This is a genomic window from Comamonas sp. w2-DMI (assembly GCF_040187735.1).
In the GTDB taxonomy this organism is placed as follows: domain Bacteria; phylum Pseudomonadota; class Gammaproteobacteria; order Burkholderiales; family Burkholderiaceae_C; genus Comamonas; species Comamonas terrae.
Genome location: NZ_JBANEL010000003.1, coordinates 201,014 through 227,509 on the forward strand (window position 1 = coordinate 201,014; position 26,496 = coordinate 227,509).

Consider the following 26,496-nt stretch of genomic DNA (forward strand, 5'->3'; position numbering starts at 1 on the left):
TGCAGCAGCATCACTGCGCCGTGGTGTCGTACAGGCTGCTCAGGAAGAGCGCGTTGTGCCGTGCAATGGGCTGGGTCGCGCTCAGGCCCTGGGTGATCTGAACCCAGCCGTCCTGGGTCTTGCCCCTGGTCACCTTGGTGCGCGTGAACAGCGGGCCCTTGGCGTCCTTGCCCATGGCCAGCCACACCACGTCGCTGCCGTCGCCCTCGCGGACCACGGCCTCGGCCGGCACGGCCAGGCTTTCGTCGGGCGCAGCCACGGTGATGGTGAAGTCGGCCGTCATCTGCGGGCGCAGCACATGGTCGGGGTCGGCCACGTCGGCACGGACCACGAAGCGGCGGCTGTCGGCATCCAGGCTGTCGCCCACATAGGAAATCGTGCCGCCGAAGGTCTTGCCGGGCCAGGCCGAGACCCGTACCTGCACGCTCTGGCCCAGGCGGAACTGGCTGAACTCGGATTCGGGCACATAGGACACCATCCACAACGAACGCATGTCCGACACCACCATGGGCGCAGGGTCGGTGCCGGGCTGTACCAGCTGGCCCGGCTGCGCGGCACGGGATGTCACGCGGCCGTTCAAGGGGCTCTTGACCGCGAACTCCAGGCCCACGCGCCTGTCCTGCTCCAGCCGGTTGATGTCGGCGTCGCCGAGGTCGAACAGGTGCAGGTTCTGGCGCGCCGCGTCATAGGCAGCCTTGGCCGTCTGCTGGTCGGTCTGCGCCTGCAGGTATTCCTTCTGCGGGATGCTGCTGTCCTTGGCCAGCGCCTCGGCGCGCTTGAGCGTCTCGTTGGCATTGCGCAGGGCAGCCGCGCTGGAGATGAATGCGGAGGCCGCCTGGGACATGTCGGGGACAGCCACGGTATACAGCACCTGGCCGGCCTTGACGTCGTCGCCGGCCTTGACCAGCACCCTGGACACGCGGCCCTGGTAGGGCGAATAGACCTTGGCCGTTCGGTCCTGGTTGAAGTCGATCACGCCGATGGCGTGGCGCACGTTGCTGAAGCTGTGGCTCTGGGGCAGGTCCACGTCGAAGGAGGGGAGCTGGTCGGGCTGGACCCGGACCATGCCCTTGTCGACCTTGCCGGCCACCGACTCCTCGGGCGCCTGGGCGGCTTCGGAGTTGTGCGAACCGAGATAGACGATGCCTGCGACGGCAGCCGCGCAGGCCAGCGCGGCTGCGGCAATGATGAGGCGTTTTCTGGCGGGGAATTGCGGTGTTGGGGCCTGTGTCGACATGTTCCAGCCCTCCTTATTCTCAAGCTGCTCCTGTATCGGCCGCTGCCCGGAAAACCGGCGCAGCTGGCCACGATGGTGCGAACTTAAATCGGGCAAGCTTTACATTGGCTTGATGCCGGCAGGTCGCCATGCGGCAGCTGCTTTTTTCTGCAGCACTTGGCTGTCTCGCGCGAGACAACGGCGAGACATCGGAAAGACGGCGGCAGAAGGCTTTGCCGGCGCCTCCCGGCAGCAGGCTCAGGCCTGCACGCCCGGCGAAGCGGTGCCGCAGGGCAGCTCTATCTCGAAGCAGGTTCCCTGCCTGCTGTCGGCCAGCAGGCTCAGCGTGCCGCCGAGCCTTTCCACGATGCGCTGGGCAATGGACAGGCCCAGGCCCGAGCCGTCGGGCAGGCCGTGGTTGCCGCGCCAGAAGGGCAGCAGCAGATTCTCCCGCGTGGCTGCATCCAGCGGCGGTCCGTCGTCCCGCACACGCACGATCAGCGTGGTGGAGCGGTGGTGCAGGTCTAGCCGGATATGCGGGCCGCCATAGCGGATGGCGTTGTCGAGCAGGTTCGAGACCACTTCGCCCAGCAGCATGGACGAACCCTGCAGATGGAAATCCAGCGCCGCGGGAACATGGTCCTCGACGACCAGCGTCTTGTGGGCCGCCCGGGCCGGGGCTTGCCAGCGCGCCGCCGCTTCCAGAATGGCGTCCACGGCGTCGAAGCGCTCGTACTGGAGGGCCGCGCTGTCGCTGTTGTTCGCGGTGTTGTCCGCAACGCGGGCATAGGCCAGCAGCTGCTTGACCATGCGTGCGCCGCGCGTGGCCACCTCGTCCAGCTGGGCCAGCACCTGGGCGTCCATGGGCTGGTCGGGGTCGGCGCGCTGTATGCGCCGCATGTCGCCTACCAGCAGGCGTATGCCGGCCATCGGCGTCTGCAGCTGGTGGGCCGCATCGGCGATGAAGCGGCGCTGCTCGTCCACCGAGGCCTGCAGCCGCTGCAGCAGCAGATTGGTGTGCGCCACCAGCTCGCGCAGCTCTTCGGGCACCTCTTCGACAGGCAGCGGCGAGAGGTCGGCATCGCCATGGGCCACGACCAGTGCGCTGAGCCGGCGCGCCGGCGACAGGGCTGCGCGGATGCTGTAGTAGAACAGCGGAATGATGATGAAGCCGGCCAGCGCCGCCGGCAGGAAGATGGCCGTGGCGATCTCCTCCTTGACCTGTCGGCGCTTGAGCTTGGATTCGGCCACCATCACCCAGACTGCCTCGTCCGAAGGCGAGGGCTGCAGGCGCAGGGCCACGGCCCGCAAGTGCGTGCCATGCGGGCTGACTTGGCTGAAGAAGATGGGCTGGGTGTCGGTGCGGGCCTCTACCTCGGCGGTCTCCAGGTGCAGGTCTCCGACCAGCTTGCGTCCCGAGGCCGTATGCACCGAGTAATGGCTGAGCGACAGCGAGTCGAAGACCAGCGAATCGGCTGTTTCCTTGCTGGCGATGAAGCTGGCCACGCCGTTGTTCCAGCGCAGCTGGGCGGCCAGGGCCTGGGCATCGTCGGCCAGCAGGCGGTCGAACGAGGTGTTGGTGCTGCGCCCGGCCAGCAGGTAGGCAGCGCCGGCGGCCAGCACTGCGCAGGCCACCCATAGCGCGACCACGGGCAGCATGAGCTGCTTGAGCAGGCTGGGATTGATCCAGCCCAGCGGGTTCAGGCGCAGGCTCACAAGGCCTCCAGCGCGTAGCCCACGCCGCGCAGCGTGACGATGGTCACGCCCGCCGGCGCCAGCTTGCGCCGCAGCTTGAGGATGTAGATCTCCACCGAGTTGGCGCTGAAGTTGCTTTCCCAGCTGGACATGGCCGAAATGATGCGCGTCTTGGGCACGGCCGTGCCGTGCGAGGACATCAAAAGCTCCAGCAGCGCGGTCTCGCGCGGGCTCAGTGCCAGGCGCTCGCCGTCGAAATGCAATTCCTTGGTGTCGGTGTTGAAGCTCAGGGCACCCATGGCCAGCACGTTGCTCGCGTTGCCGCTGCGCCGGCGCGTGATGGCGCGCAGGCGCGCCACCAGCTCCTCGGGCTCGAAGGGCTTGGGCAGATAGTCGTCGGCGCCGTTGTTCAGGCCCTGCAGGCGGCTGGACAGCCCGTCGTTGGCCGTGAGGATGATGACGGCCAGGTCCTTGCCCTGGCTGCGCCACTTGAGCAGAACTTCCTGGCCGCTGCGCCTGGGCAGGCCCAGGTCCAGCACGGCCGCGTCGTAGTGCTCCGTTGCCGTTGCGGAAAGGGCGTATTCGCCATCCGTGACGGCGTCCACCTGCCAGCCCTCGGCCTGCAGCATACGGGTAATGCCCAATCTCAGGGCGGGATCATCCTCAACGACGAGTACACGCATGGTTTTGCCTGGGGGAAAGCGGGAATTCGGATGACCGCTATTTTTGCCTCAAACGGGAAGCACAAGCGCCTGCCATGGCGCTTGCCGGGGCCGCAATGGTCTTGCAGGGTGGGACATAATGGACTGTTTTCGTCTTACAAGCAGATTCACCCCATGCCCGCATACCGCTCCAAAACCTCCACTGGCGGCCGCAATATGGCCGGCGCACGCGCTCTGTGGCGTGCCACCGGCATGAAGGATGGCGACTTCGACAAGCCCATCATCGCCATTGCCAACTCGTTCACCCAGTTCGTGCCCGGCCACGTGCACCTGAAGGACCTGGGCCAGCTGGTGGCGCGCGAGATCGAGGCCGCGGGCGGCGTGGCCAAGGAATTCAACACCATCGCCGTGGATGACGGCATTGCCATGGGCCATGACGGCATGCTGTATTCGCTGCCCAGCCGCGACATCATTGCGGACTCGGTGGAATACATGGTCAATGCCCACTGCGCCGACGCGCTGGTGTGCATCTCCAACTGCGACAAGATCACCCCCGGCATGCTGATGGCCGCCATGCGCCTGAACATCCCGGTGATCTTCGTCTCCGGCGGCCCCATGGAGGCCGGCAAGACCAAGCTGGCCAACCCCACCACCCATGTGATGGAGTTCAAGAAGCTGGACCTGGTGGATGCCATGGTGATCGCGGCCGACAAGAACTACACCGACGAACAGGTGGCCCAGGTGGAGCGCTCGGCCTGTCCGACCTGCGGTTCCTGCTCGGGCATGTTCACTGCCAACTCCATGAACTGCCTGACCGAGGCGCTGGGCCTGTCCCTGCCCGGCAACGGCACCGTGGTGGCCACGCACGCCGACCGGGAGCAGCTGTTCAAGCGCGCCGGCCGCCGCATCGTGGAACTGGCCCGCCAGTACTACGAGCAGGACGACGAGTCCGTGCTGCCGCGCTCCGTGGGCTTCAAGGCCTTCGAGAACGCCATGACGCTGGACATCGCCATGGGCGGCTCCACCAACACCATCCTGCACCTGCTGGCCATTGCCCAGGAGGCCGGCATCGGCTTCACCATGGCCGACATCGACCGTCTCTCGCGCGTCGTGCCCCAGCTGTGCAAGGTGGCGCCCAACACCCAGAAATACCACATCGAGGACGTGCACCGCGCCGGCGGCATCATGGCCATCCTGGGCGAGCTCGAGCGCGCCGGCAAGCTGCACACCGACGTGCCCACCGTGCATGCCAAAACCATGGGCGAGGCGCTGGCCCAGTGGGACGTCACCCGCACCAGCGACGAAGCCGTCAAGACCTTCTACATGGCAGGCCCGGCCGGCATCCCCACGCAGGTCGCCTTCAGCCAGAACACCCGCTGGCCCAGCCTGGACCTGGACCGCGCCGAAGGCTGCATCCGCTCCTACGACCACGCCTTCAGCAAGGAGGGCGGCCTGGCCGTGCTGACCGGCAACATCGCCCTCAATGGCTGCGTGGTCAAATCCGCCGGCGTGGACGAGTCCATCCTGGTCTTCGAAGGCCCGGCCCATGTGGTCGAATCGCAGGACGAGGCCGTCGAGCACATCCTGAACGATCAGGTCAAGGCCGGCGACGTGGTCATCGTGCGCTACGAAGGCCCCAAGGGCGGCCCCGGCATGCAGGAAATGCTGTATCCCACCAGCTACCTCAAGTCCAAGGGCCTGGGCAAGGCCTGTGCGCTGCTGACCGACGGACGCTTCTCGGGCGGAACCTCGGGCCTGTCCATCGGCCATTGCTCGCCCGAGGCGGCCGCCGGCGGCGCCATCGGCCTGGTGAGGAACGGCGACCGCATCCGCATCGACATTCCCAGCCGCACCATCAACATGCTGGTCAGCGACGAGGAACTGGCCAAGCGCCGCGAGGAGCAGAATGCCAAGGGCTGGAAGCCCGCCAACCCGCGCCCGCGCAAGGTCTCGGCCGCGCTCAAGGCCTATGCCAAGCTGGTGACCAGCGCCGATACCGGCGCCGTGCGCGATCTGTCCTTGCTGGAGGACTGAGTTTTCACCTTGGCGTCAACGCGCGTGCGCGCGTTGGCCGACAATCCGACCGCCGCCTTGCCTTCGGGCCTGCGGCGGTTTTTTTTATTGCTCCGGGCCGCGCCAGGACGGCAAGGCTGACCTGGGCGCAGGCGGGTGCGGAGTGCATTCTTGACGATAGGGCGGGCGAACAGGGCCAGAAGGCATGCGGCAGCAAAGCGTGAACCATGAAGCGGCACCCGCAGGGCCGCGTGCCCGGCGTTTTCGGACGGCCGGGGCAGGGCCAAGGCCAAGGCCAAGGCCAAGGCCAAGGCTGGCCGGCCTCCTGCTGGCCTGCTGCCTTGCCGTGCCGGCCCATGCCGCGCCCGCGCCGTATCCGCAGCGCCCCATACGGCTGGTCGTGCCGTTCACGCCGGGCGGCTCCACCGACATGGTGGCTCGCGTGGTGGCCGATGCCATGGCCGCGCCGCTGGGCCAGTCCGTGGTGGTCGACAACCGGGCCGGCGGCAGCGGCCTGGCCGGCGCGGAAGCCGTGGCCCGCGCTCCGGCCGACGGTTATACCCTGGGCCTGGGCACGATCAGCACCCTGGCTGCCAATCCGGTCCTGATGCCCCCGTCGTCCAGACTCGACCCGGCGCGGGACTTCGTGTCCGTTGTCGCCCTGGCATCGATTCCCTCGGTGTTTTCGGTGCATCCCGCACTGGGCGTGCATACCTTCGGCCAGTTCGTGGCGCTGGCGCGCTCCAGGCCCGGCCAGCTCAATATCGGTTCGTCGGGGGTGGGCTCGATCGGGCACCTGATCGTGCTGCGCATGAATGCCGCTCTCAAGATCCAGCTGCACCACATTCCCTACAAGGGGCAGGGCCCCGTGGTCAGCAGCGTGCTCTCCGGCGAGACCCAGGTGCTCAGCGACCAGTACCCTTCCTCGGCGGCCCATGTGGCTTCCGGCCGCCTGATTCCGTTTGCCGTGGCCGCGCAGCAGCGCCTGCCGGCCTTGCCCCAGGTGCCCACGCTCAGGGAGCTGGGCCACGAGGGACTCAACAGCCTGGCCATCACCTGGTTCGGCCTGGTCGCGCCCAGGGGCACGCCGGCGGCCGTGGTGCAGACGCTCAATGCGGCCGCCAACGCGGCGCTGGCAGATCCCGCCGTCCAGGAAAAGCTGCAGGCCATGGGCGTGCAGGCCCTGGGCGGATCGCCGCAGCGCCTGCAGGAAATGATGGAAGAGTCCGAGCGCACCGTGCGCGAAATCGTGCAGGAGCAGCGGATCCAGCTGCCTGCAGGCCGCTGAGCATGGCGCTTCTGAAACGGGAGCTGCCGGCGCGGCATGCATAAGGGTTGGCGAACGTTTTTCTCTATTTTCAGACGGCGGCCAGCCGGGGCAACCGGCGCTCGCTGCGCCACAGCCAGGCCGCCAGCAGCGCAATCGCCGCCAGCATCGCCAGATTGATGGCCCGCCAGCCCAGGGTCTGCACCAGCACGCCACAGCTCAGCGACATCAGCGCGGCCATGCCGTTGTTGCTCCATTCCATCAGGGGCTGGGCTGCGGCGCGTTCGTCGGGGGTATGGGCCTGCGACAGCAGCGTGGTGCCGGCCAGCAGCATCAGGTTCCAGCCCGCGCCCAGCAGCAGCGAGCTGGCCAGGAAGTACGGCTGCGTCAGTCCGGCCAGGGCCAGCGCGGCGCTCGCCGCCAGCAGCGCAGTGCCCAGCCAGGCCACGCGCCGGGCGCCCAGCCGGTCGATGGCCGGGCCGGCCAGCAGCGAGGGGGCGAACATGCCCAGCACATGCCACTGGATCACATGGGTGGAATGCGCCATCCCCATGCCCAGCCCGTGCATGGCCAGCGGAGTGGCGTTCATGACCAGAATCATCAGGCCGTGGCCACAGGCGGTCACGAGCAAAGCCTGGCGAATGGCAGGGCGCCGCAGCAAGGCCTTGCGCTGGCCGGCCAGTTCGGCCGCCGTCGCGCCGGCCTGCCCGGCGCTTGCCGGTGCGGGCGCCGGCAGCCAGTGCAGCAGCGCGGCGGCGCAGGCGGCCAGCAGCGTGATGGCCAGATAGGCGCCGGCCATGTGCAGGGGCGCGGGCAGGGGCAGCCAGCCCTGCGCCTGCAGCGCCAGGCTGGGCGCCAGCAGCGCGGCCGCAATACCGCCGGCCACCACCCAGGACGCGGCGCGCCCCCTGTGCGCGGCATCCACGCCGTCGAGCGCGGCAAAGCGGTAAAAGCCGCTCGACGCCTGGTAGGCTCCCAGCAGCAGCATGCCTGCGCCAAACAGCACGAAGCTGCGCTGGTAGAGCGCCAAGGCCGCCACCAGGCCCGCCGCCATGCCCAGCAGGGCGCCGCGCTGCAGGCCGCGCGCGCGGCCGTGCCGCTGCATCCAGCGCGCCAGGCGCCCGATGGCCAGCAGATTGCCGACGACCAGCAGCGGCAGCGTGGCCAGCCAGGGCCAGGGCGTGAGCTGCTGGCCGACCAGGCCCGTGAGCGCAATGCCGATGATGGAGCACGACCAGTACAGCGCCTGGGCCAGGCTCAAGAGGCCCAGGGCGGGATAGCGAAGCAGCATGTTTTTCCTTTCTTCTCTTTTTTGCTTGCAAGGGCAAAGCGCCCCCCTGGCACCTGGATGGCGCCATGCGGGAGCATCGGGCTTGTTATGGATTCAGTAGCTGCTGGCGCTTGCCAGCAAAGCGTTTGCTGCTGATTTCCTATGAATTCAGCCTGTGCCGAAGCGTTCGGCAAAGGCCTGTGGGCTGACCGACAGGTGCTTGTGAAAGCTGCGGCGCAGGCTTTCGGGATGGCCGAAGCCGCACAGCCGGGCCACGGTGGCCACCGATGCCTGGCGCTGGCCCAGCAGCGTGGCGGCAGCCTGCACGCGCACCTGCTCCACATAGCGCGCCGGCGTGGTGCCCAGCTCGCGCCGGAACACGCGCGCCAGCGTGCGCGGCGGCAGGCAGGACTGCTCGGCCAGGCGTTCCACGCTGAGGTCGCCGCCCAGTTGCCCGGGTATCCACTCCAGCAGCCTGGCCAGGCGCGGCGCATGCGCAGGCTCGGGCGTGAGCAGCGGCGAGAACTGGGCCTGCCCGCCGGGGCGCCGCACGAACATCACCAGATGCCGGGCCACGGCCAGCGCCATAGCGCTGCCCAGGTCGTCCTCCACCAGGGCCAGCGCGAGGTCTATGCCTGCCGTGACACCGGCCGAGGTGAAGATGTGGCGTCCCTGCGGATGCGAGGCCTCGTAGGTGTGCAGGCGGTCCGGATCCACGGCGATGCTCGGGTGGATCCCCCTCAGCTCGTCCATGCGGCACCAGTGCGTGGTTGCCGTGCGCTGGTGCAGCAGGCCGGCGCGGGCCAGGACCAGGGCGCCCGAGCAGACCGAGCCCAGGCGCTGCACCACGGGCTCCGCCTGTCGCAACCACCGGCGCAGGCCCGCATCGTGCTGTGCCAGCTCCACGCCGTCGCCGCCGGGCACCAGCACCGTGCAGTTGCCGTCCGGCGCGCATTCGCTCCATGCCTGGCGGGCCAGCAGCTGCAGGCCGCAGCTGGTCGCCACCGCGCCGGAGCGCGCGGCCAGCAGCGCCAGCTCATAGAACGGCGCCAGCCCCTGGCGGGCGCGCACATCGTTGGCCGTGGCAAACACCTGCATGGGGCCGGTGATGTCCAGGCTCATGGCGCCCTCGTAGGCGGTGCAGAGGATGCGGTGCCCGGGCCGCGCCCGGGGCAGGGGCGGGGCCGGCTGGGCCGCGGGGCGGCTGTTGGAGCGGGTGGGGCGTGAAGGCATGGGCGCAGTGTGCAGGCAATGGCCTGTGGCAGCAATGACATCGACCGCACAGTTTCTGCCACCGGACCGGCGCGCTAACTGCCGGCAGAGCCGGTTTCGCCGGGTGGGTGCTGCACTGCGGCACAATGCCTGCCATGCTGATGTATCCGCACATTGATCCTGTGGCAGTGCAGATCGGCCCTCTGGCCGTGCACTGGTATGGCCTGACCTATCTGGCCGCGTTTGCGCTGTTCCTGTTCCTGGGCACGCGCCGCCTGCGCCATCCGCCCTTCAAATACATGACGGGCGAGAGGGCCTGGGCCCGCAAGGACGTGGAAGACATCCTGTTCCTCGGCGTGGTCGGCGTGGTCGTGGGCGGGCGGCTCGGCTACTGCCTGTTTTACAAGCCCGGCTACTACCTCACGCATCCGCTGGAGATCTTTGCGGTCTGGCAGGGCGGCATGAGCTTTCACGGCGGCCTGCTGGGCGTGATCGCGGCCATGCTGTGGTTTGCCCATTCGCGCCGGCGCCCCTGGCTGGAGGTGGCCGATTTCGTCGCGCCCTGCGTGCCCACGGGCCTGGCGGCGGGCCGCATCGGCAACTTCATCAACGGCGAGCTCTGGGGCCGCTTTGCCAGCCCCGACCTGCCCTGGGGCATGGTGTTTCCGCAAAGCGGCTCCATGCTGCCGCGCCATCCTTCGCAGATCTACCAGTTCCTGCTCGAAGGCCTGCTGCTGTTCATCATCCTGTGGCTCTATGCCCGCAAGGAGCGCAGGCCGGGGCAGGTGGCGGCGGTCTTCCTGGTGGGCTACGGTGTCTTCCGCTTCACGGCCGAGTATTTCCGCGAGCCCGACGACTTCCTGGGCCTGCTGTCGCTGGGCATGAGCATGGGCCAGTGGCTGTGCGTGCCCATGATCGTGGGCGGTATCGCGATGTGGCTGTGGTGCGGCAGGCGCGCGCCCTATGAGGTGCAGCGCTCGGCGGGCTGAGGAGCTCCTTTCCCTTCCATCGACGCAGGCCCCGTGCCTGCGTTTTTCATTGCCGGGCCATCCCGGGATGAAAAGACCCTGATGGAGGGGGCCGCCGTTTCGCTGTTGCGGCGCTGCAGCGATGGATGTTGGATGACTCCGCGGCGCCGAATGCATGGCCATAATGCTCTGCAGGCCAATGCATGCAGGCGTTATATGCTTCGGCATTGAGAGCATTTGAAACAACAAAGGCAGCAGATGAGTTGGGCAGCAGACTGGATTGAGCAGACCAAGTTGTGGGTGCGCGGCGTGGAAGGCGGGAAAGCCGGCAAGGGGGAGTCCGAGCAGCGCCCGCTGGCGCAGCGCCTGGAGGCCACCTTGCGGCGCGGGCAGGAAGCCCTGTCGCCACGCGAGTTGCGCCGCCTGCTGGAGGATTTGCAGCAGGTGGCCGATGCCGCGCTCAGCGATGTGGAGGGCGGCCGCCATGCCCAGGCGCTGATGGAGTGGTATGCCAAGGCCCCGCTGCCGGAGCGCAAGGATTTCTGGACACTGATCGTCGAGCAGTTCGGGCCCGACGCCCAGGCGCTGCAGGCGGCGCGCCAGCAGTATGATCAGGCGGGCAGCGATGCCGAGCGCAGCGAGGCCGAGATGCGCCTGCGCCGCGCGCTGCTGTCCTCGCGTACGCGGCTGCTGCAGCGCTTTGCCCAGCCCCAGGGCGGCATGCGCTTTCTGGTCGACATGCGCGCCCAGCTGCTGTCCCTGCCCAGGGCCGAACAGCGCTATGTGGCGCTGGATGCGGAACTCGAACATCTGTTTTCCAGCTGGTTCGACGTGGCGCTGCTGGAGCTGCGCCGCCTGAGCTGGGATTCGCCGGCTTCGCTGCTCGAAAAGCTGATCCAGTACGAGGCCGTGCACGACATCCGCAGCTGGGCCGACCTCAAGAACCGGCTCGACAGCGACCGCCGCTGCTACGGGTTCTTCCATCCGCGCATGCCCGACGTGCCGCTGATCTTCGTGGAGGTGGCGCTGCTGGACAAGCTTGCGGGCAGCATTGCGCCGCTGCTCGACGAGTCGGCCGCCGCGGTGGACATCGCCAAGGCCAACACGGCCATCTTCTATTCGATCAGCAACACGCAGACCGGCCTCAAGGGCGTGAGCTTCGGCGATTCGCTGATCAAGCATGTGGTGGAAACGCTCACCCAGGAGTTCCCCAGGCTCAAGCATTTCGCCACGCTGTCGCCGATCCCGGGCCTGCGCGGCTGGCTGGCCAAGCAGGGCGATGCCGTGCTGCAGGAACTCGACGACAAGCAAAAGGCCGCGCTGGAGAAGGCCGCCGGCGGCCTGGATGCCGCGCACCTGCTGGCCGCGCTGGAGGACCCCGCATCGCTCAAGGACAAATCTCCCGTGCGGCAGGTCGCCCTGTTCTGCGCAGCCCGCTACCTGGGCCGGGAAACTGCCAAGGGCCGTCCGCTGGATGCCGTGGCACGCTTTCACCTTGGCAACGGTGCGCGCGTGGAGCGCCTGAACTGGGCGGCAGACCTGTCGTCCAAGGGGCTCAAGCAGTCCATGGGGCTGATGGTCAACTATCTGTATGACCTCAAGCGCCTGGACAGGCACCGCAGCCTGTTGGCGCAGGGCAAGATTCCGGTGTCTTCGGAGATCGAATCCCTGTGCAAAGGATGATGCGTTCCTGAACTGCCTCTGTCTTTGCCCTGCGCTGTCCAACCACAAGCGGGCCGGCGCATCCATGCAAGCGCCAGGTCTTGCACATCAGGAGGCATGCGATGCAGGTTTTTCCGCAGGAGTGCGCAGGTGAGGGCGGGCAGTGGGGACAGGAGCAGGCGCGGCGGCGCGCACTGCTCAGATCGATGGGGGCGGTGGCAGCCGCAGGCCTGTCCGGCTGGGCCGGCATGGCGCGGGCGGGCGGCGACTGGCCTGCCAGGCCCGTGAACCTGGTCGTGCCTTTCCCGGCCGGCGGCGGCACCGACGCCTTTGCCCGGCCGTTTTCCAGCCAGTTCGCCAAGGCCACGGGCAAGACGCTGGTGGTGGACAACCGCGGCGGTGCCGGCGGCACGCTGGGCGCCGCCATCGCGGCCAAGGCACCGGCGGACGGCTACAACTTCTTCATGGGCGGCACCCATCACGTGATCGCGCCTTCAGTCTATCCCCGGCTCGAGTACGACCTGGAGCGCGACTTCATACCGCTGGCGCTGCTGGCCAGCGTGCCCCAGGTGGTCGTGGTCAATCCCAAGAAGGTGCCGCATACGACACTGCAGGCGCTGCTCACCGATGTACGCGCCCATCCGGGCAAGTTCAACTACGCCTCGGCGGGGCCGGGCTCCTCCCACCATCTGGCCGGCGAGCTGTTCAAGCTGCAGACCCATACCGATATCACCCACATCCCCTACAAGGGAGCGGGACCCGCGCTGCAGGACCTGATTGCCGGCAATGTGGACATGCTGTTCGACGGCCTGGGCTCCTCGGCCCAGCACATCAAGAGCGGCCGGATCCGGGCGCTGATGGTGGCGGGCGCTCAGCGCAACCCCGCCTTTCCCGACGTACCCTGCGCCAGCGAATGCGGCCTGCCCGATTTCACCGTGACCACCTGGTACGGCCTGTGGGCGCCCAGGGGCACGCCGGCGGCCGTGCAGCAGCAGATGATCGACGAGGTGCAGAAGATCGGTGCCGCCGACGACATCAAGGCGGCCTGGGCCAAGAACGGCGCCGACTACGGCAGGCTGAGCCAGCAGCAGTTCGCCGCCATGATCCACAGCGAAATCCAGCGCTGGGCGCAGGTCGTCAAGGCCGCCGGCGTGAAGATTGATTCATAGCGCCCGTGCTGCTGCGCGGCTTTCCTCCGAGGAGATGGCGCGCAGTGGGACGATGCCGCCGCCGGGGCCTTTCATGCCGCACGGCGGCGTTGGCCTTTGCGCGGTGATGCCGCGCTGGCGCCTGCCCGGCGGGCGACAGGAATGAACCCGGTCCGGCCCTATGATGGGCTGGCATTGTTTTGCTTCCGTAGTTACCGAGTCCGACCGAATCACGATGACCGAAATGCCTCAAGCCAATCTTTTCAGCGCCTTGCGCGCCGCGTTTCCCAAGCAGATGGAGCAGATCGCCGTCGAGGCCGTGGAGCCCGATGGCCGAAGCCTGTACTACACCTGGGCGGACCTGGACCGCGGCAGCGCGCGCATGGCCAATCTGCTGCAGTCGCTGCAGCTGCCCGAGGGCAGCCGCATTGCGGTGCAGGTGGAAAAATCGGTCGAGGCCATGATGCTGTACCTGGCCACGCTGCGCGCCGGATATGTGTTCCTGCCGCTCAACACGGCCTACCAGGGGGCGGAGATGGAGTATTTCATCTCTGACGCCGAGCCTGCCGTCGTGGTCTGCGCGCCCGGCAATTTCGGCTGGGTCTCCAAGCTGGCCTTCAACCGGGGCGTGGGCCATGTATACACGCTGGGCACGGACCGTACCGGCACGCTGCTGGAGCGCGCGGCCCACCACGGCGATGCGCAGGAGCCCGTGGCGCGCAGGGCCGACGATCTGGCCGCCATCCTCTACACCAGCGGCACCACGGGGCGCAGCAAGGGCGCCATGCTCACGCACGGCAACCTGCTGACCAATGCGGCCACGCTCAAGGTGTACTGGGGCTGGCAGGAGGGCGACGTGCTCATCCATGCGCTGCCCATCTTCCATGTGCATGGCCTGTTCGTGGCCATCCACGGCGCGCTGATCAACGGCAGCCCCATGATCTGGTTCTCCAGGTTCGAGCCTGCCGCTGTGATCGACCGCTTCAAGGACGCCACCGTCTTCATGGGCGTGCCCACGCTGTATGTGCGCATGCTGGCCGATGCACGGCTGGACCGCGAGAAGGCGGCGCACATGCGGCTGTTCATCTCGGGCTCGGCGCCCATGCTGATCGAGACCTTCCGCGCCTGGCGCCGGCGCACGGGCCACGCCATCCTGGAGCGCTACGGCATGAGCGAGACCATCATGCTCACCTCCAACCCCTATGCGGCCGATCCGCGCTTCGACAACCAGGACGAGCGCCGCGGCGGCACCGTGGGCTTTCCGCTGCCCGGCGTGGGCGTGCGCGTGCAGGGCGACGACGGGCAGCCGCTGGGCCGCGGCGAGATCGGCAACATCCAGGTGCAGGGCCCCAATGTGTTCAAGGGCTACTGGCGCATGCCCGAGAAAACGGCCGAGGAGTTCACGGCGGACGGCTGGTTCAAGACCGGCGACGTGGGCATGCAGGACGAGCGCGGCTATTTCTCCATCGTGGGGCGCAGCAAGGACCTGATCATCTCGGGCGGCTACAACGTCTATCCGGCCGAGGTGGAAGGCTTCATCAACGAACTGCCCGGCGTGGACGAAAGCGCCGTGATCGGCGTGCCGCATCCGGATTTCGGCGAGGTCGGCGTGGCGGTCATCGTGCCGCGCGCGGGGGCACAGATCGATGGCCAGGCCGTGATCGATACGCTCAGGGCGCAGCTGGCCCACTTCAAGGTGCCCAAGCGTTGCTACGTGGTCGACAGCCTGCCGCGCAACACCATGGGCAAGGTGCAGAAAAAGCTGCTGCGCGACCAGTACGCGCGGGAATTCGCATGACCCGGCTGCCGGGAAGGCCGGTCGGGTCCGGAAAAGCACAAACCGGCCGAACGGCTATGCATGGCAAAGTGAATTGATCTTTGCCTTGACTGCATATTTGCTAGCAGCTAGCGCAGGCGGGCAGGCCAAGCCAGTATGGAAAATGCCCCAAACAAAAGCAGCTCGTGCGCGAGCTGCTTTTGTTTTGAGAGCGCCAGGAGCAGGGCATTGGGGCTGCGGCCCTGGCGCGGCGGCCGCAATGCAGCGCTTCAGCGCAGCACCAGCACCGGTATGTGCGAGTGCGTCAGCACATGCTGGGTCTCGCTGCCCAGCAACAGGCGCTGCAGGCCCTTGCGGCCATGCGAAGCCATGACGATCAGGTCGCAGTCATGCTTCTTGGCCGCTTCCACGATGGACTCCGCCACCAGGTCCGAATGCACGACCTCGGTGGTCACGGCAACCTTGCGCTCATGGCCGAAGGCCTTGATGCCGTCCAGCAGCGTCTGGGCCTGCTGGGTCCATTGTTCCTCGATGCGCTTGGCTTCCTTGATGTCCAGCAGGTCGCTGCCTTCCAGGTAGCTGCGCGGATAGTGCGACACCACTTTGAGCGCAATCACGCTGGCGCCGCAAAGCGCCGCGAGGTCCAGCCCGCTGTGCACTGCTTTGTCGGACAGCTCCGTGCCGTCAGTGGCGATCAGGATGCGGTTGTACATATGCAACTCCTTTCTTGATGGGCTTCTACGGTCTATGCAATGAAAGCATAGATTGTTCTGGCTGTTAACGCTTGATTAATGTCAACGTCAGTATGATCGTGCTCCATTACGCTCGACATATGTACCAGAACAACCCTGTCACGCCCACCGGGCAACGGCAGGCTGATGTTGATTCTGGCCTCTACGTCCAGGCCCGGGCTGTCAGCCTGCTGCTGGATGATCCACAGGAGTGGAACTCCTTTGGACGGCCTACGGGCCGCAAGACTTCGCAACCCTCTGAACACGATGCCGAATCTCCGGTGTGGGATTCGTACGTCGTTTTGGAGGGCATGCATTGTGCTGCGTGTGCGCTGACCATCGAGGAGGCGCTGCGCGCCGTGCCCGGAGTGCAGGAGGCCGAAGTCAGCGCAGCCACGCGCCGCGCCCGCGTCGTCTGGCGCCCCGCCCAGGTGCTTCCATCGCAGTGGATGGAGGCGGTGGCGCGTGCCGGCTACCGCGCGCTGCCGGCGCGCGATGCCTTTGTGCGCGAGCTGCGCCAGGCCGAGACGCGCCGCGCGCTGTGGCGCTGGCTGGTGGCGGGCTTTTGCATGATGCAGGTCATGATGTATGCATGGCCTGCCTACATCGCCCAGCCCGGCGATCTGTCGCTGGAGATGGAGACGCTGCTGCGCTGGGCTTCGTGGGTGATCTCCCTGCCCGTGGTGCTGTTCTGTTGCGGGCCGTTCTTGCGCAGCGCGCTCAAGGACATCGCCCAGCGCCGCGTGAGCATGGACCTGCCCGTGGCCATCGGCATGCTGATCACCTTTGTGATCAGCACCATGGGCACCTTCGATCCTTCGGGGCCCTTCGGCCGCGAAGTCTTTTTCGATTCCCTGACCATGTTCGTCTTCTTCCTGCTCACGGGCCGCTGGCTGGAGCTGCGCCTGCGCGACCGCACGGCCGGCGCGCTGGAGGCCGTGATGAACCGCCTCCCCGATTCGGTGCTGCGCAGCAGGGGCTGCGGCAACGGGCAGGGCGGCGACGGCGATGACTTCGAGCGCGTGGCCACGCGCCGCCTGCGCGTGGGCGATGTGGTGCGCGTGCTGGCCGGCGAGGCCTTTCCGGCGGACGGCACCATCGTGCGCGGCCGCACCCATGCCGACGAGGCCCTGCTGACGGGCGAGTCCACGGCCGTACCGCGCGGCGTGGGCGACAGCGTCACGGCGGGCAGCTACAACCTGGACGCCATGGTCGACATGCGCGTGGACAGCGTGGGCGAGGGCACGCGCTTTGCGCAGATCGTCGAGCTGATGGAAAGCGCCTCGCTGCAAAAGCCACGGTTGGCCCAGTTGGCCGACAAGGTGGCGCGCCCATTCCTGGTGGTCGTGCTGCTGGCCGCACTGGCTGCCGCCGTCTGGTGGTGGCCCTCGGATCCCGGCAAGGCCGTGATGGTGGCCGTGGCCGTGCTCATCGTCACCTGTCCCTGCGCGCTGTCGCTGGCCACGCCCGTGGCCATGCTCACGGCCGCCGGCACGTTGGCGCGCCATGGCGTGCTGGTGCGCAATCTGCAGGGTCTGGAGGCGCTGGCCGCCGTAGACACCCTGGTGTTCGACAAGACCGGCACGCTCACGCGCGACGGCCTGGTGCTGCGCGCCATGACGGCGGCACCCGGCCAGGAGCATGACGAGGTGCTGGCCCTGGCCGCACTGCTGGCCCGCCAGTCCATGCACCCTGTCTCCAGGGCGCTGGCCGCCGCGGCGCAGACAGCCGGATTGCCGGCCGGCCCGGCGTGCGGCTGGCAGCTGGATGCCGTGCAGGAGCAGGCCGGCGCGGGCCTGGATGCCTGGGTCGAGGCGGCAGGCGGGAGCGGACAGGGCATGCGGCCCCCGCGTCTGCACCTGCGCCTGGGTTCGGCCCGGCATTGCGAAGTGGCCGAGCTGGCCCCGCAGGAGCCCGGCCAGAGCGTGATGCTGGCCGAAGCCACGGAGCAGGGCTGGCGGGCGCTGGCGCAATTTCACCTGAGCGAGGACCTGCGCCCCGAGGCGGCACACGTGATCCGCGCGCTGCAGGCCGGCGGCGTGGCCGTGCAGTTGCTGTCGGGCGACCGTCCGGCCGCAGTGCATGCCGTGGCCCAGGCTCTGGGCGTCGTGCAGGCGCAGGGCGGCTGCACCCCCCAGGACAAGCTGGCGCAGATGCAGACCGCGCAGGCTGCCGGCCACCATGTGGCCATGGTCGGCGACGGCCTCAACGACGGCCCGGTTTTAGCTGGAGCGCATGTCTCTTTTGCGTTTGGCAAAGCAGTGCCGCTGGCACAATCGCGCGCTGACTTTGTCGTCCTGGGCGACAGTCTGGAGCTGGTGCTGCAAAGCGTGCTGCTCGCGCGCCGCACGCTGTCCGTCGTGCGCCAGAACCTGGGCTGGGCGGCAGCCTACAACGCGGTCTCGATTCCCCTGGCCCTCATGGGCTGGATGCCGGCCTGGCTGGCCGGCCTGGGCATGGCGGCCAGCTCGCTGCTGGTGGTGCTCAATGCCGCGAGGCTGGCCCGGCGCCTGCCTGTGGCGCATGCCGCCATGTCCACCGCCGCCACGGCAGGCGCGGGAGGCGCCTCGCCGGCTTTGGGCATGGCGGCCGCAGGTCCCCAAGGAGGCCGCTGATGGAAGTGCTGTACGTATTGATTCCGCTGTCCGTGGTGCTGGTGCTGGCCATCGTGGCCGCGCTCTGGTGGGCCGTGTATCGCGGGCAGTTCGAGAGCGTGGAACAGGAGGGGGAGCGCATTCTCCGTGACGATTGAGGTGGATCAAACAGCCTGAGAACAAACCAATGAACACTTTGCAAGCAATCTTAGAGGTGCCCGATGGAAGCTACGAATAACAATGCTGTCTATTACGACGACACCGTCGTGAGACAGTTCTCTATCATGGCCGTGGTATGGGGGGTGGTTGGCATGGCCGTGGGCGTGTTCATCGCGTCCCAGCTCGCCTGGCCGGAACTCAACTTCGGCATTCCCTGGCTGAGCTATGGCCGTCTGCGTCCGCTGCACACCAATGCAGTGATCTTCGCCTTCGGCGGCTGCGCGCTGATGGGCACCAGCTACTACGTGGTGCAGCGTACCTGCCAGACCAAGCTGTTCATGCCCAAGCTGGCCAGCTTCACGTTCTGGGGCTGGCAACTGGTCATCCTGGCCGCCGCCGTCAGCCTGCCGCTGGGCTATACGCAGGGCAAGGAATACGCCGAACTCGAATGGCCCATCGACCTGCTGATCGCGGCAGTCTGGGTGGCCTACGCCATCGTGTTCTTCGGCACCGTCGGCATCCGCAAGGTCCGGCACATCTATGTGGCCAACTGGTTCTATGGCGGCTTCATCCTGGCGGTGGCGCTGCTGCACATCGTCAACAGCGCGGCCATTCCCGCGGGCTGGATGAAGAGCTATTCGGCCTATGCCGGCGTGCAGGATGCCATGGTGCAGTGGTGGTACGGCCATAACGCCGTGGGCTTCTTCCTGACCGCGGGCTTCCTGGGCATGATGTACTACTTCATCCCCAAGCAGGCCGGCCGTCCCGTCTACTCGTACCGCCTGTCCATCGTCCACTTCTGGGCGCTGATCTTCACCTACATGTGGGCCGGCCCGCACCACCTGCACTACACGGCACTGCCCGACTGGACGCAGTCCGTGGGCATGGTGTTCTCGCTGATCCTGCTGGCGCCCAGCTGGGGCGGCATGATCAACGGCATCATGACGCTGTCGGGCGCCTGGCACAAGCTGCGCGACGACCCCATCCTGCGCTTCCTGATCGTGTCCCTGTCGTTCTACGGCATGTCCACGTTCGAAGGCCCGATGATGGCCATCAAGACCGTCAATGCGCTGTCGCACTACACCGACTGGACCGTGGGCCACGTGCACTCCGGCGCGCTGGGCTGGGTGGGCCTGATCACCATGGGTTCGCTCTACTACCTGATCCCGCGCCTGTTCGGCAAGACCAAGATGCACTCGGTGCCCGCCATCGAACTGCACTTCTGGATGGCCACCATCGGCATCGTGCTGTACATCGCCGCGATGTGGATCGCCGGCGTGATGCAGGGCCTAATGTGGCGCGCCGTCAATCCCGACGGCACGCTGACCTATACCTTCGTGGAAAGCGTGAAGGCGACCTATCCCTTCTATGTGATCCGTGTGACCGGCGGCCTGCTCTACCTGGGCGGCATGCTGGTGATGGCCTGGAATACCTGGAAGACCGCCATGTCCGGCCGTTCCGTCAAGGTAGCCGTGCCTGCCGCCGTGGCCCACGCCTGAGCATCGAGGAGCGCAAGCAATGTCTGAACACAACAATACGGCTCCCAAGAGCTTTTCCCACGAGAAGGTGGAGACCAGCAACTTCCTGCTGATCACGCTGATCCTGCTCGTCGTGGCCATCGGCGGCCTGGCGGAAATCGTGCCGCTGTTCTTCCAGAAATCCACGACCGAAGCCGTGGCGGGCCTCAAGCCCTACACGCCGCTGCAGCTGATGGGCCGCGACGTCTATCTGCGCGAAGGCTGCTACAACTGCCACTCGCAGATGATCCGCCCGTTCCGCGCCGAGACCATGCGCTACGGCCACTACTCGGTGGCCGGCGAATTCGTCTACGACCATCCCTTCCAGTGGGGTTCCAAGCGCACCGGCCCCGACCTGCACCGCGTGGGCGGCAAGTACAGCGACGAATGGCACCGCGTCCACCTGCACAACCCACGCGACGTGGTGCCCGAGTCCAACATGCCGGCCTATCCCTGGCTGGAGGCCAGCAAGGTCGACGACACCGCCGTGGCCCAGCGCATGACGGCGCTGCGCAAGGTCGGCGTGCCGTACTCCGACGAGGAGATCGCCGGCGCTGCCGAGCAGGTCAAGGGCAAGACCGAGATGGAGGCCGTGATCGCCTATCTGCAGGTCCTGGGCCGTGCCGTCAAGTAAGCCAGGGGGGAACCGGAAATGGATATCACCACCGTGCGCATCGTGGTCACGCTGGCATCGCTGGCGTGCTTCCTCGGCATCTGGTGGTGGGCATTTGCCCGCCGCAACCAGGCCCGTTTCGAAGAGGCGGCCCAGCTGCCTTTCCTGCAGGACTGAGTCCGCTCACATAACGAGAACATCCCATGAGTGATTTCATCAACAATTTCTGGTCGATGTATGTCGTCGCGCTCACGCTGCTCGGCATTCTTGGCTGTCTGCTGCTGCTCATCGTGGTGGCGCGCAAGAAGGTCGTTTCGGCGGCGGACAACACCACGGGCCATGTCTGGGACGAAGACTTGCGCGAGCTCAACAACCCCATGCCCAAATGGTGGATGGGGCTGTTCGTGATCACCGTCGTCTTCAGCCTGGCCTACCTGGCGATCTATCCCGGCCTGGGCAGCTACACCGGCAAGCTCGCCTGGAGCCAGACCGGCGCCTATGAAAAGGAAGTGGCCAAGGCCCAGGCGGACCTGGAGCCGCTGTATGCCAGGTTCACGTCCATGCCTGCCCAGGAGATGGCCAGGGACACGCAGGCCATGGCCATCGGCGAGCGCCTGTTCATGAACAACTGCGCGCAATGCCATGGCTCCGATGCGCGCGGCGGCAAGAGCTTCCCCAATCTGACCGACGGCGACTGGCTGCATGGCGGCACGCCCGAGAAGATCAGGGAAACCATCACCAACGGACGCATCGGCGTCATGCCGCCCATGGCCGCGGCGGTGGGGACGGCAGACGATGTGCGCAACGTGGCCCACTATGTGCTGAGCCTGTCGGGCAGCCCGCACGACTCCGTGCGCGCCTCGCTGGGCAAGTCCAAGTTCGTGGCCTGTGCCGCCTGCCACGGCATGGACGGCAAGGGCAACCAGGCCATGGGCGCGCCCAACCTGACCGACGACATCTGGCTGCACGGTTACGGCGAAGCCGCAATCATGAACATCGTCAACAACGGCAAGCAAAACGAGATGCCGGCCCAGAAGGAAAAGCTGACCGAAGCGCAGATCGCCGTGCTGGCCTCCTATGTGTGGAGCCTGTCGAACAAGAGCGGTGCTGCCCCGCAGTAAGCTCGTCTGAAAGGCGGTGCCGGCGGCGCCGCCTTTTTTGCGTTTGCATTTTCAGAAATTACAAAAATATTAAGGAACTGCCATGCAACCCGATCACGGCAAACCCCGCAAGGTGATCCCGATCACCCCCGTCGAATCCGAGGGCGGGCTCCACGAAGTGCCGATGTTCGTGTCCGAGCAGAAGGTCTATTCGCGCTCCGTCGCCGGATTTTTCTCGCGCTGGCGCTGGATCATGGTGTTCGCCACCCAGCTGGTCTTCTATGGCCTGCCCTGGCTCGACTGGGGCGAGCGCCAGATGGTGCTGTTCGACCTGGAGGCGCGGCGCTTCTATCTGTTCGGGCTGGTACTGTATCCGCAGGACTTCATCTACCTCGCTGGCCTGCTCATCATCTGCGCGCTGGCGCTGTTCCTGTTCACGGCCGTGGCCGGTCGGCTGTGGTGCGGCTTTTCCTGCCCGCAGACCGTGTACACCGAAATCTTCATGTGGATCGAGCGCAAGGTGGAGGGCGACCGCAGCGCCCGCATGCGCATCGACAAGAGCGGCTGGACCTTCGAGAAACTCTGGAAGAAGTCGCTCAAGCAGCTGCTGTGGATTGCGGTCTCGGCATGGACCGGATTCACCTTTGTCGGCTACTTCGTACCCATCCGCGAACTGGGCATGCAGCTGATGGCGCTGCAGGGCGGCTGGCAGATATTCTGGGTGCTGTTCTATGGCTTCGCGACCTACGGCAATGCCGGCTACATGCGCGAGCAGGTCTGCAAGTACATGTGCCCGTATGCACGCTTCCAGAGCGCCATGTTCGACAAGGACACCATGATCGTGAGCTACGACGCCGCGCGCGGCGAAGCCCGCGGCCCGCGCAGGAAGGGGGCGGATCACCAGGCCGAAGGCCTGGGCGACTGCATCGACTGCAAGCTGTGCGTGCAGGTCTGCCCCGTGGGCATCGATATCCGCAACGGGCTGCAGTACGAATGCATAGGCTGCGGCCTGTGCATCGATGCCTGCAACTCCGTCATGGACAAGATGGAATATCCGCGCGGCCTGATCCGCCTGACCACGCAGAATGCGATTGCGCGCGGCTGGAAGCATGTGCAGACGCTGCGCCGCATCTTCCGTCCGCGGGTACTCGTCTATTCGGCGGTGCTGCTGGCGCTGAGCGCAACCATGATCGCCAGCCTGGCGCTGCGCCAGCCCCTCAAGCTGGACGTGATCCGCGACCGCGCATCGCTCTCACGCATCGTGGCCGGCGGCAAGCTGGAAAATGTCTACCGCCTGCAGATCATGAATGCCACCGAGACCGAGCAGCGTTACCGCATCAGCGCCACGGGGCTGGACGGGCTGGAAGTCACGTCCGAAACCGAAGTTAGCGTCGGCCCGGCCGAGACGCGCGGCATTGCCGCACGACTGCAGATTCCGTATGGCTCCGCCGAACCTGGATCGCACACGGTGTACTTCAACGTGGATGCCGTCAACGCGGGCGCCGGCCGCGTGGCTGAAAAGGCCGTGTTCCTAGTGCCGCGCTGATGGCGCCGCCTGCCCTTGATTGCCATTGTTCCCGGAAGGCATTGCCGCAATGCCTTCCCCCTATCGAAAGAGGTCTTCATGTCCAACACTTCCCGAACCGCCGCGGGAGCTGCCCCTGGCGCCCATCCCGAGGATGGCAAGCCCTGGTGGCGCTTTCCCCATGTCTGGCTGGTCATCGGCGGCCCCGCCGTGGTGGTGGTGGCGGGCTTTGTGACGGCCTATATCGCCTTGCGCGCGCCGGATCCCGTGATCGACCCGGACTACTACCGCCATGGCGTGGAGATCAACAAGCGCCTGAGCGAGGCCGAGAAAAGCCAGGCCCCCGCGCTGACTGGTCGCAACCATGCGCTCACGCCCGCCGGAGACCACCCCACGGACCGCTGAGGCGGGGGCTTCCTCATGAATATGGCAAAAATAAGAGCGGCTTGCGCCTGAAAGCATTGGGCTTCAAAGGAGTTTGCTCTGGAACAGGAGATGAGGCATGTGCCAGCAGCTCCTGTTTTTGATAGCTTTCAGGGTTTCCCGCCTCGGGTAATGCCCGCGGCGGTCTTGCCTGGCGCCCGGGTTGCTGGCCAGAATGCAGCCATCGCATGAGAGCTTTCAGGAGAACAGCCCATGGTCGCTCAGCGCTGGATGTGGATTGCCTGGCCTGCGTTCCTCGCAGCCGCCGTGATGGAAATGCTGGTCTTTGCCTTTGTCGATCCGCTGGAGCTGCATCTGGCGGGCGAGCCGGTCGCCTGGTCGCGCAATGCCGTCTACACGGTGTCCTTCTTCGTGTTCTGGGGCGTGGCCATGTTCTCCAGCCTGCTGACCAGCCTGCTGGGCCGCAGCCTGGCCGAGCTCAACGGCGCCGCGATCGCGCGGCCGGCCCCCATCCGTCTGGCCGAGCACGACTGGCAGCCGGACTGAGCGGTTGCCAGAAGGCCAGGAAAAAAGCCCGCGGCGCAAGCCGGCGGGCTTTTGTTGGACAAACAGGGCCGCTCAGCTCTGGCACTGCTGGCTGTTGACGATGCGCTTCAGGGCCTCGGTATCCAGAATGCGCAGGTGGCGCTGCTTGACTTCCACAATGCCTTCCTCGGCGAACTTGGAGAAAGTGCGGCTCACGGTCTCGAGCTTGAGGCCCAGGTAGCTGCCGATTTCCTCGCGCGTCATGCGCAGCACCAGCTCCGACTTGGAAAAGCCGCGCGCCGACAGGCGCTGCACGAGGTTGAGCACGAAGGCCGCCAGGCGCTCCTCCGCGCGCATGCTGCCCAGCAGCAGCATCACGCCGTGCTCGCGCACGATCTCGCGGCTCATCACCTTGTGCACGTGGTTCTGCAGGGCCGTGACTTCGCGGGATAGTTCCTCCAGCTTGTCGAAGGGCATGATGCAGACCTCGGCATCCTCGAGCGCGACGGCATCACAGGTGTGGTGGTCGTTGACGATGCCATCCAGGCCGATGATCTCGCCGGCCATCTGGAAGCCCGTCACCTGGTCGCGCCCGTCCTCGGTGGCCACGCAGGTCTTGAAGAAGCCGGTGCGGATGGCGTACAGCGACGTGAAGGTCTCACCATTGCGAAACAGCAGGCTGCCGCGCTTGACCTTGCGACGTTTGGCCACGATGGCGTCGATGCGCTGCATCTGCTCGTCATCCAGGCCCATGGGCATGCACAGTTCGCGCAGGTTGCAGTTGGAGCAGGATGCTTTGATGGTCTGAAGGTTCATGGGCAAACGTCGGCGGCAGGGGCGGTGGCCCGTGCCGGCAAGTGACCTCGTCAATGGTAATGAGATGAATCAAATTGTGGCAGCACTTGCCTCGGCATCTCTTGATGTGCGTCAAGGACGGCTTTCTTGCTTTGGCGCACATTGCCGATATTCCGACCCCAATCATGCGCTTGCCATGCCGCTGCTGTCAGTGCCTTTTCCGACTGTACAGCGCTTGCGGGCATGAAACGCATCCTGCCAAGAAAATATGACCGCTGTCACGCCTGAGTTACTGAGCCGCTTTGACATACCCGGGCCGCGCTACACCTCGTTTCCCACGGCCGACCGCTTTGTCGAAGCCTTCGGTACCGAGGACTACATTCTTGCGCTGCAGCAGCGCAAGGCACAAGCGCCGTTCGGCGCCACGCGGGCCCTGCCGCTGTCGCTGTATGTGCATGTCCCGTTCTGCGATTCGCTGTGCTACTACTGCGCCTGCAACAAGATCATCACCAAGCACCACGAGAAGGCCGCCGAATACCTGGACTACCTGGCGCGCGAAGTCGACCTGCACACCCGGCACTGCGGCAGGGGCCAGCCCGTGAGCCAGCTGCACCTGGGCGGAGGCACGCCGACCTTTTTCTCCGACGACGAGCTGCGCCGCTTGATGGAGCTGCTGCGCGGGCACTTCCGCCTGGAGGCCGGCGGAGAGTATTCGATCGAGGTCGATCCGCGCACCGTGAGCAACGAACGCCTGGCCGCGCTCAAGGCACTGGGCTTCAACCGGCTGAGCTTCGGCGTGCAGGACTTCGATCCCGAAGTGCAGCAGGCCGTGCACCGCGTGCAGCCTGCCGAGCAGGTGTTCGCTCTGGTGCAGGAGGCCCGCCGCCTGGGCTTTGCCTCCATCAATGTGGACCTGATCTACGGCCTGCCCAGGCAGTCCTCCGAGTCCTTTGCGCGCACGCTGGAGCAGGTCAACGCGCTGCGCCCCGACCGCATCGCGCTGTATGCCTATGCCCATCTGCCCGAGCGCTTCAAGCCGCAGCGGCGCATCGTCTCCGCCGAGCTGCCGCAGGGCGCGGACAAGATCCGCATGCTGTCGGGCGCCATCGAGGCTTTCATGGGCGCGGGCTATTGCTATGTGGGCATGGACCATTTCGCGCTGCCCGAGGATCCGCTGGCCGTGGCCAAGCGCCAGGGCCGGCTGCACCGCAATTTCCAGGGCTACAGCACCCAGCCCGACTGCGACCTGATCGCACTGGGCGTCTCGGCCATCGGCAAAGTGGGCGCCACCTACAGCCAGAATGCCAAGACGCTGGAAGAGTATTACGACGCCCTCGACAGCGGCCAGCTGCCGGTGGTGCGGGGTCTGGCGCTGTCGCGCGACGATCTGGTGCGCCGTGCGGTCATCATGTCCATCATGTGCCAGGGCGCCGTGCTGTTCGAGCCCATGGAGCAGGCCTGGCTGCTCAATTTCCGCGAGTACTTCGCTGCGGAGATGCAGGCCCTCAAGGAGATGGAGGGCAACGGCCTGGTGGAACTCGGCGAGGAGGGCTTCCAGGTCACCGCGCTGGGCTGGTTCTTCGTGCGCGCAGTAGCCATGCTGTTCGACCGATATTTGCAGGCCGACCGGAACAGGGCGCGATTTTCGAGGATCATCTAGCGC

At 66.5% G+C, this 26,496-nt stretch carries 23 protein-coding genes; 16 read left to right on the forward strand and 7 right to left on the reverse strand.

Annotated features, from left to right (window positions below; all coding sequences use genetic code 11):
• Positions 1-10: 10 nt before the first annotated feature.
• The 3 genes from V8Z74_RS05440 to V8Z74_RS05450 form a co-directional block, all read right to left on the reverse strand.
• Positions 11-1,237: an efflux RND transporter periplasmic adaptor subunit gene (locus tag V8Z74_RS05440; RefSeq protein ID WP_066470595.1), complete on the reverse strand. Its 1,227-nt coding sequence runs from the start codon at positions 1,235-1,237 to the stop codon at positions 11-13.
• Positions 1,238-1,474: 237 nt separating this feature from the next.
• Positions 1,475-2,932, reverse strand: a complete 1,458-nt coding sequence (locus tag V8Z74_RS05445; protein WP_349708373.1) for a sensor histidine kinase — start codon at positions 2,930-2,932, stop codon at positions 1,475-1,477.
• A complete protein-coding gene (locus V8Z74_RS05450; protein WP_066470588.1) occupies positions 2,929-3,594 on the reverse strand; it encodes a response regulator transcription factor in 666 nt (221 codons plus the stop codon). The genes V8Z74_RS05445 and V8Z74_RS05450 overlap by 4 nt, the downstream gene beginning before the upstream one ends.
• 153 nt (positions 3,595-3,747) lie before the next feature.
• Here V8Z74_RS05450 and ilvD point away from each other — a divergent pair, with 153 nt between their 5' ends.
• Together ilvD and V8Z74_RS05460 are read left to right on the forward strand one after the other, a co-directional pair.
• The gene (ilvD, locus tag V8Z74_RS05455) at positions 3,748-5,607 is read left to right on the forward strand and encodes a dihydroxy-acid dehydratase (RefSeq protein WP_349708375.1); all 1,860 of its coding nucleotides are present in this window, start codon (positions 3,748-3,750) and stop codon (positions 5,605-5,607) included.
• A gap of 325 nt (positions 5,608-5,932) precedes the next feature.
• A complete protein-coding gene (locus V8Z74_RS05460) occupies positions 5,933-6,874 on the forward strand; it encodes a Bug family tripartite tricarboxylate transporter substrate binding protein (protein ID WP_349708376.1) in 942 nt (313 codons plus the stop codon).
• 70 nt (positions 6,875-6,944) lie between these two features.
• Here the strand turns inward: V8Z74_RS05460 and V8Z74_RS05465 are convergent, their stop codons facing one another.
• Together V8Z74_RS05465 and V8Z74_RS05470 are read right to left on the reverse strand one after the other, a co-directional pair.
• On the reverse strand, positions 6,945-8,144 hold the full coding sequence (locus V8Z74_RS05465) for an MFS transporter (RefSeq protein ID WP_349708377.1): 1,200 nt from the start codon (positions 8,142-8,144) through the stop codon (positions 6,945-6,947).
• Between the two features lie 147 nt (positions 8,145-8,291).
• A complete protein-coding gene (locus tag V8Z74_RS05470) occupies positions 8,292-9,356 on the reverse strand; it encodes a GlxA family transcriptional regulator (protein ID WP_349708379.1) in 1,065 nt (354 codons plus the stop codon).
• A 125-nt stretch (positions 9,357-9,481) separates the two neighbouring features.
• Here V8Z74_RS05470 and lgt point away from each other — a divergent pair, with 125 nt between their 5' ends.
• The 4 genes from lgt to V8Z74_RS05490 all read left to right on the forward strand — a co-directional run bounded on the left by lgt (position 9,482) and on the right by V8Z74_RS05490 (position 14,911).
• Positions 9,482-10,324, forward strand: a complete 843-nt coding sequence (gene lgt / locus V8Z74_RS05475; RefSeq protein WP_349708381.1) for a prolipoprotein diacylglyceryl transferase — start codon at positions 9,482-9,484, stop codon at positions 10,322-10,324.
• 237 nt (positions 10,325-10,561) lie between these two features.
• Positions 10,562-11,986: a malonyl-CoA decarboxylase gene (locus V8Z74_RS05480; RefSeq protein ID WP_349708382.1), complete on the forward strand. Its 1,425-nt coding sequence runs from the start codon at positions 10,562-10,564 to the stop codon at positions 11,984-11,986.
• Between the two features lie 185 nt (positions 11,987-12,171).
• Complete coding sequence (locus V8Z74_RS05485; protein ID WP_349708453.1) at positions 12,172-13,134, forward strand: Bug family tripartite tricarboxylate transporter substrate binding protein; 963 nt, start codon at positions 12,172-12,174, stop codon at positions 13,132-13,134.
• Positions 13,135-13,357: 223 nt separating this feature from the next.
• Entirely contained in the window at positions 13,358-14,911 is a 1,554-nt protein-coding gene (locus tag V8Z74_RS05490) for a malonate--CoA ligase (RefSeq protein ID WP_349708455.1), read from the forward strand.
• A 248-nt stretch (positions 14,912-15,159) separates the two neighbouring features.
• Here V8Z74_RS05490 and V8Z74_RS05495 read toward each other — a convergent pair whose 3' ends face one another.
• Entirely contained in the window at positions 15,160-15,603 is a 444-nt protein-coding gene (locus V8Z74_RS05495) for a universal stress protein (protein ID WP_066470568.1), read from the reverse strand.
• A 119-nt stretch (positions 15,604-15,722) separates the two neighbouring features.
• Here V8Z74_RS05495 and V8Z74_RS05500 point away from each other — a divergent pair, with 119 nt between their 5' ends.
• The 9 genes from V8Z74_RS05500 to V8Z74_RS05540 all read left to right on the forward strand — a co-directional run bounded on the left by V8Z74_RS05500 (position 15,723) and on the right by V8Z74_RS05540 (position 24,059).
• Positions 15,723-18,236 carry a heavy metal translocating P-type ATPase gene (locus V8Z74_RS05500; protein WP_502879453.1) on the forward strand — a complete coding sequence of 838 codons (2,514 nt, stop codon included), beginning with the start codon at positions 15,723-15,725 and terminating at the stop codon, positions 18,234-18,236.
• Entirely contained in the window at positions 18,236-18,373 is a 138-nt protein-coding gene (ccoS, locus tag V8Z74_RS05505) for a cbb3-type cytochrome oxidase assembly protein CcoS (RefSeq protein ID WP_066470565.1), read from the forward strand. Before V8Z74_RS05500 ends, ccoS begins: the two co-directional genes overlap by 1 nt.
• A gap of 63 nt (positions 18,374-18,436) precedes the next feature.
• On the forward strand, positions 18,437-19,873 hold the full coding sequence (gene ccoN, locus V8Z74_RS05510) for a cytochrome-c oxidase, cbb3-type subunit I (protein ID WP_349708384.1): 1,437 nt from the start codon (positions 18,437-18,439) through the stop codon (positions 19,871-19,873).
• 19 nt (positions 19,874-19,892) lie between these two features.
• On the forward strand, positions 19,893-20,525 hold the full coding sequence (ccoO, locus tag V8Z74_RS05515) for a cytochrome-c oxidase, cbb3-type subunit II (RefSeq protein ID WP_066470557.1): 633 nt from the start codon (positions 19,893-19,895) through the stop codon (positions 20,523-20,525).
• A gap of 18 nt (positions 20,526-20,543) precedes the next feature.
• The gene (locus tag V8Z74_RS05520) at positions 20,544-20,681 is read left to right on the forward strand and encodes a cbb3-type cytochrome oxidase subunit 3 (RefSeq protein ID WP_066470545.1); all 138 of its coding nucleotides are present in this window, start codon (positions 20,544-20,546) and stop codon (positions 20,679-20,681) included.
• A 26-nt stretch (positions 20,682-20,707) separates the two neighbouring features.
• Complete coding sequence (gene ccoP / locus V8Z74_RS05525; protein WP_066470542.1) at positions 20,708-21,625, forward strand: cytochrome-c oxidase, cbb3-type subunit III; 918 nt, start codon at positions 20,708-20,710, stop codon at positions 21,623-21,625.
• 82 nt (positions 21,626-21,707) lie between these two features.
• Complete coding sequence (ccoG, locus tag V8Z74_RS05530; RefSeq protein ID WP_349708386.1) at positions 21,708-23,150, forward strand: cytochrome c oxidase accessory protein CcoG; 1,443 nt, start codon at positions 21,708-21,710, stop codon at positions 23,148-23,150.
• Between the two features lie 78 nt (positions 23,151-23,228).
• Complete coding sequence (locus V8Z74_RS05535) at positions 23,229-23,534, forward strand: FixH family protein (RefSeq protein WP_349708387.1); 306 nt, start codon at positions 23,229-23,231, stop codon at positions 23,532-23,534.
• 231 nt (positions 23,535-23,765) lie between these two features.
• The gene (locus tag V8Z74_RS05540) at positions 23,766-24,059 is read left to right on the forward strand and encodes a hypothetical protein (RefSeq protein ID WP_066470525.1); all 294 of its coding nucleotides are present in this window, start codon (positions 23,766-23,768) and stop codon (positions 24,057-24,059) included.
• Positions 24,060-24,131: 72 nt separating this feature from the next.
• On the opposite strand, the gene fnr is transcribed toward V8Z74_RS05540, so the two are convergent.
• On the reverse strand, positions 24,132-24,854 hold the full coding sequence (gene fnr / locus V8Z74_RS05545; RefSeq protein WP_066470522.1) for a fumarate/nitrate reduction transcriptional regulator Fnr: 723 nt from the start codon (positions 24,852-24,854) through the stop codon (positions 24,132-24,134).
• A gap of 247 nt (positions 24,855-25,101) precedes the next feature.
• On the opposite strand from fnr, the gene hemN reads away from it, so the two are divergent.
• Complete coding sequence (gene hemN, locus V8Z74_RS05550) at positions 25,102-26,493, forward strand: oxygen-independent coproporphyrinogen III oxidase (protein ID WP_349708389.1); 1,392 nt, start codon at positions 25,102-25,104, stop codon at positions 26,491-26,493.
• Positions 26,494-26,496: the final 3 nt, after the last annotated feature.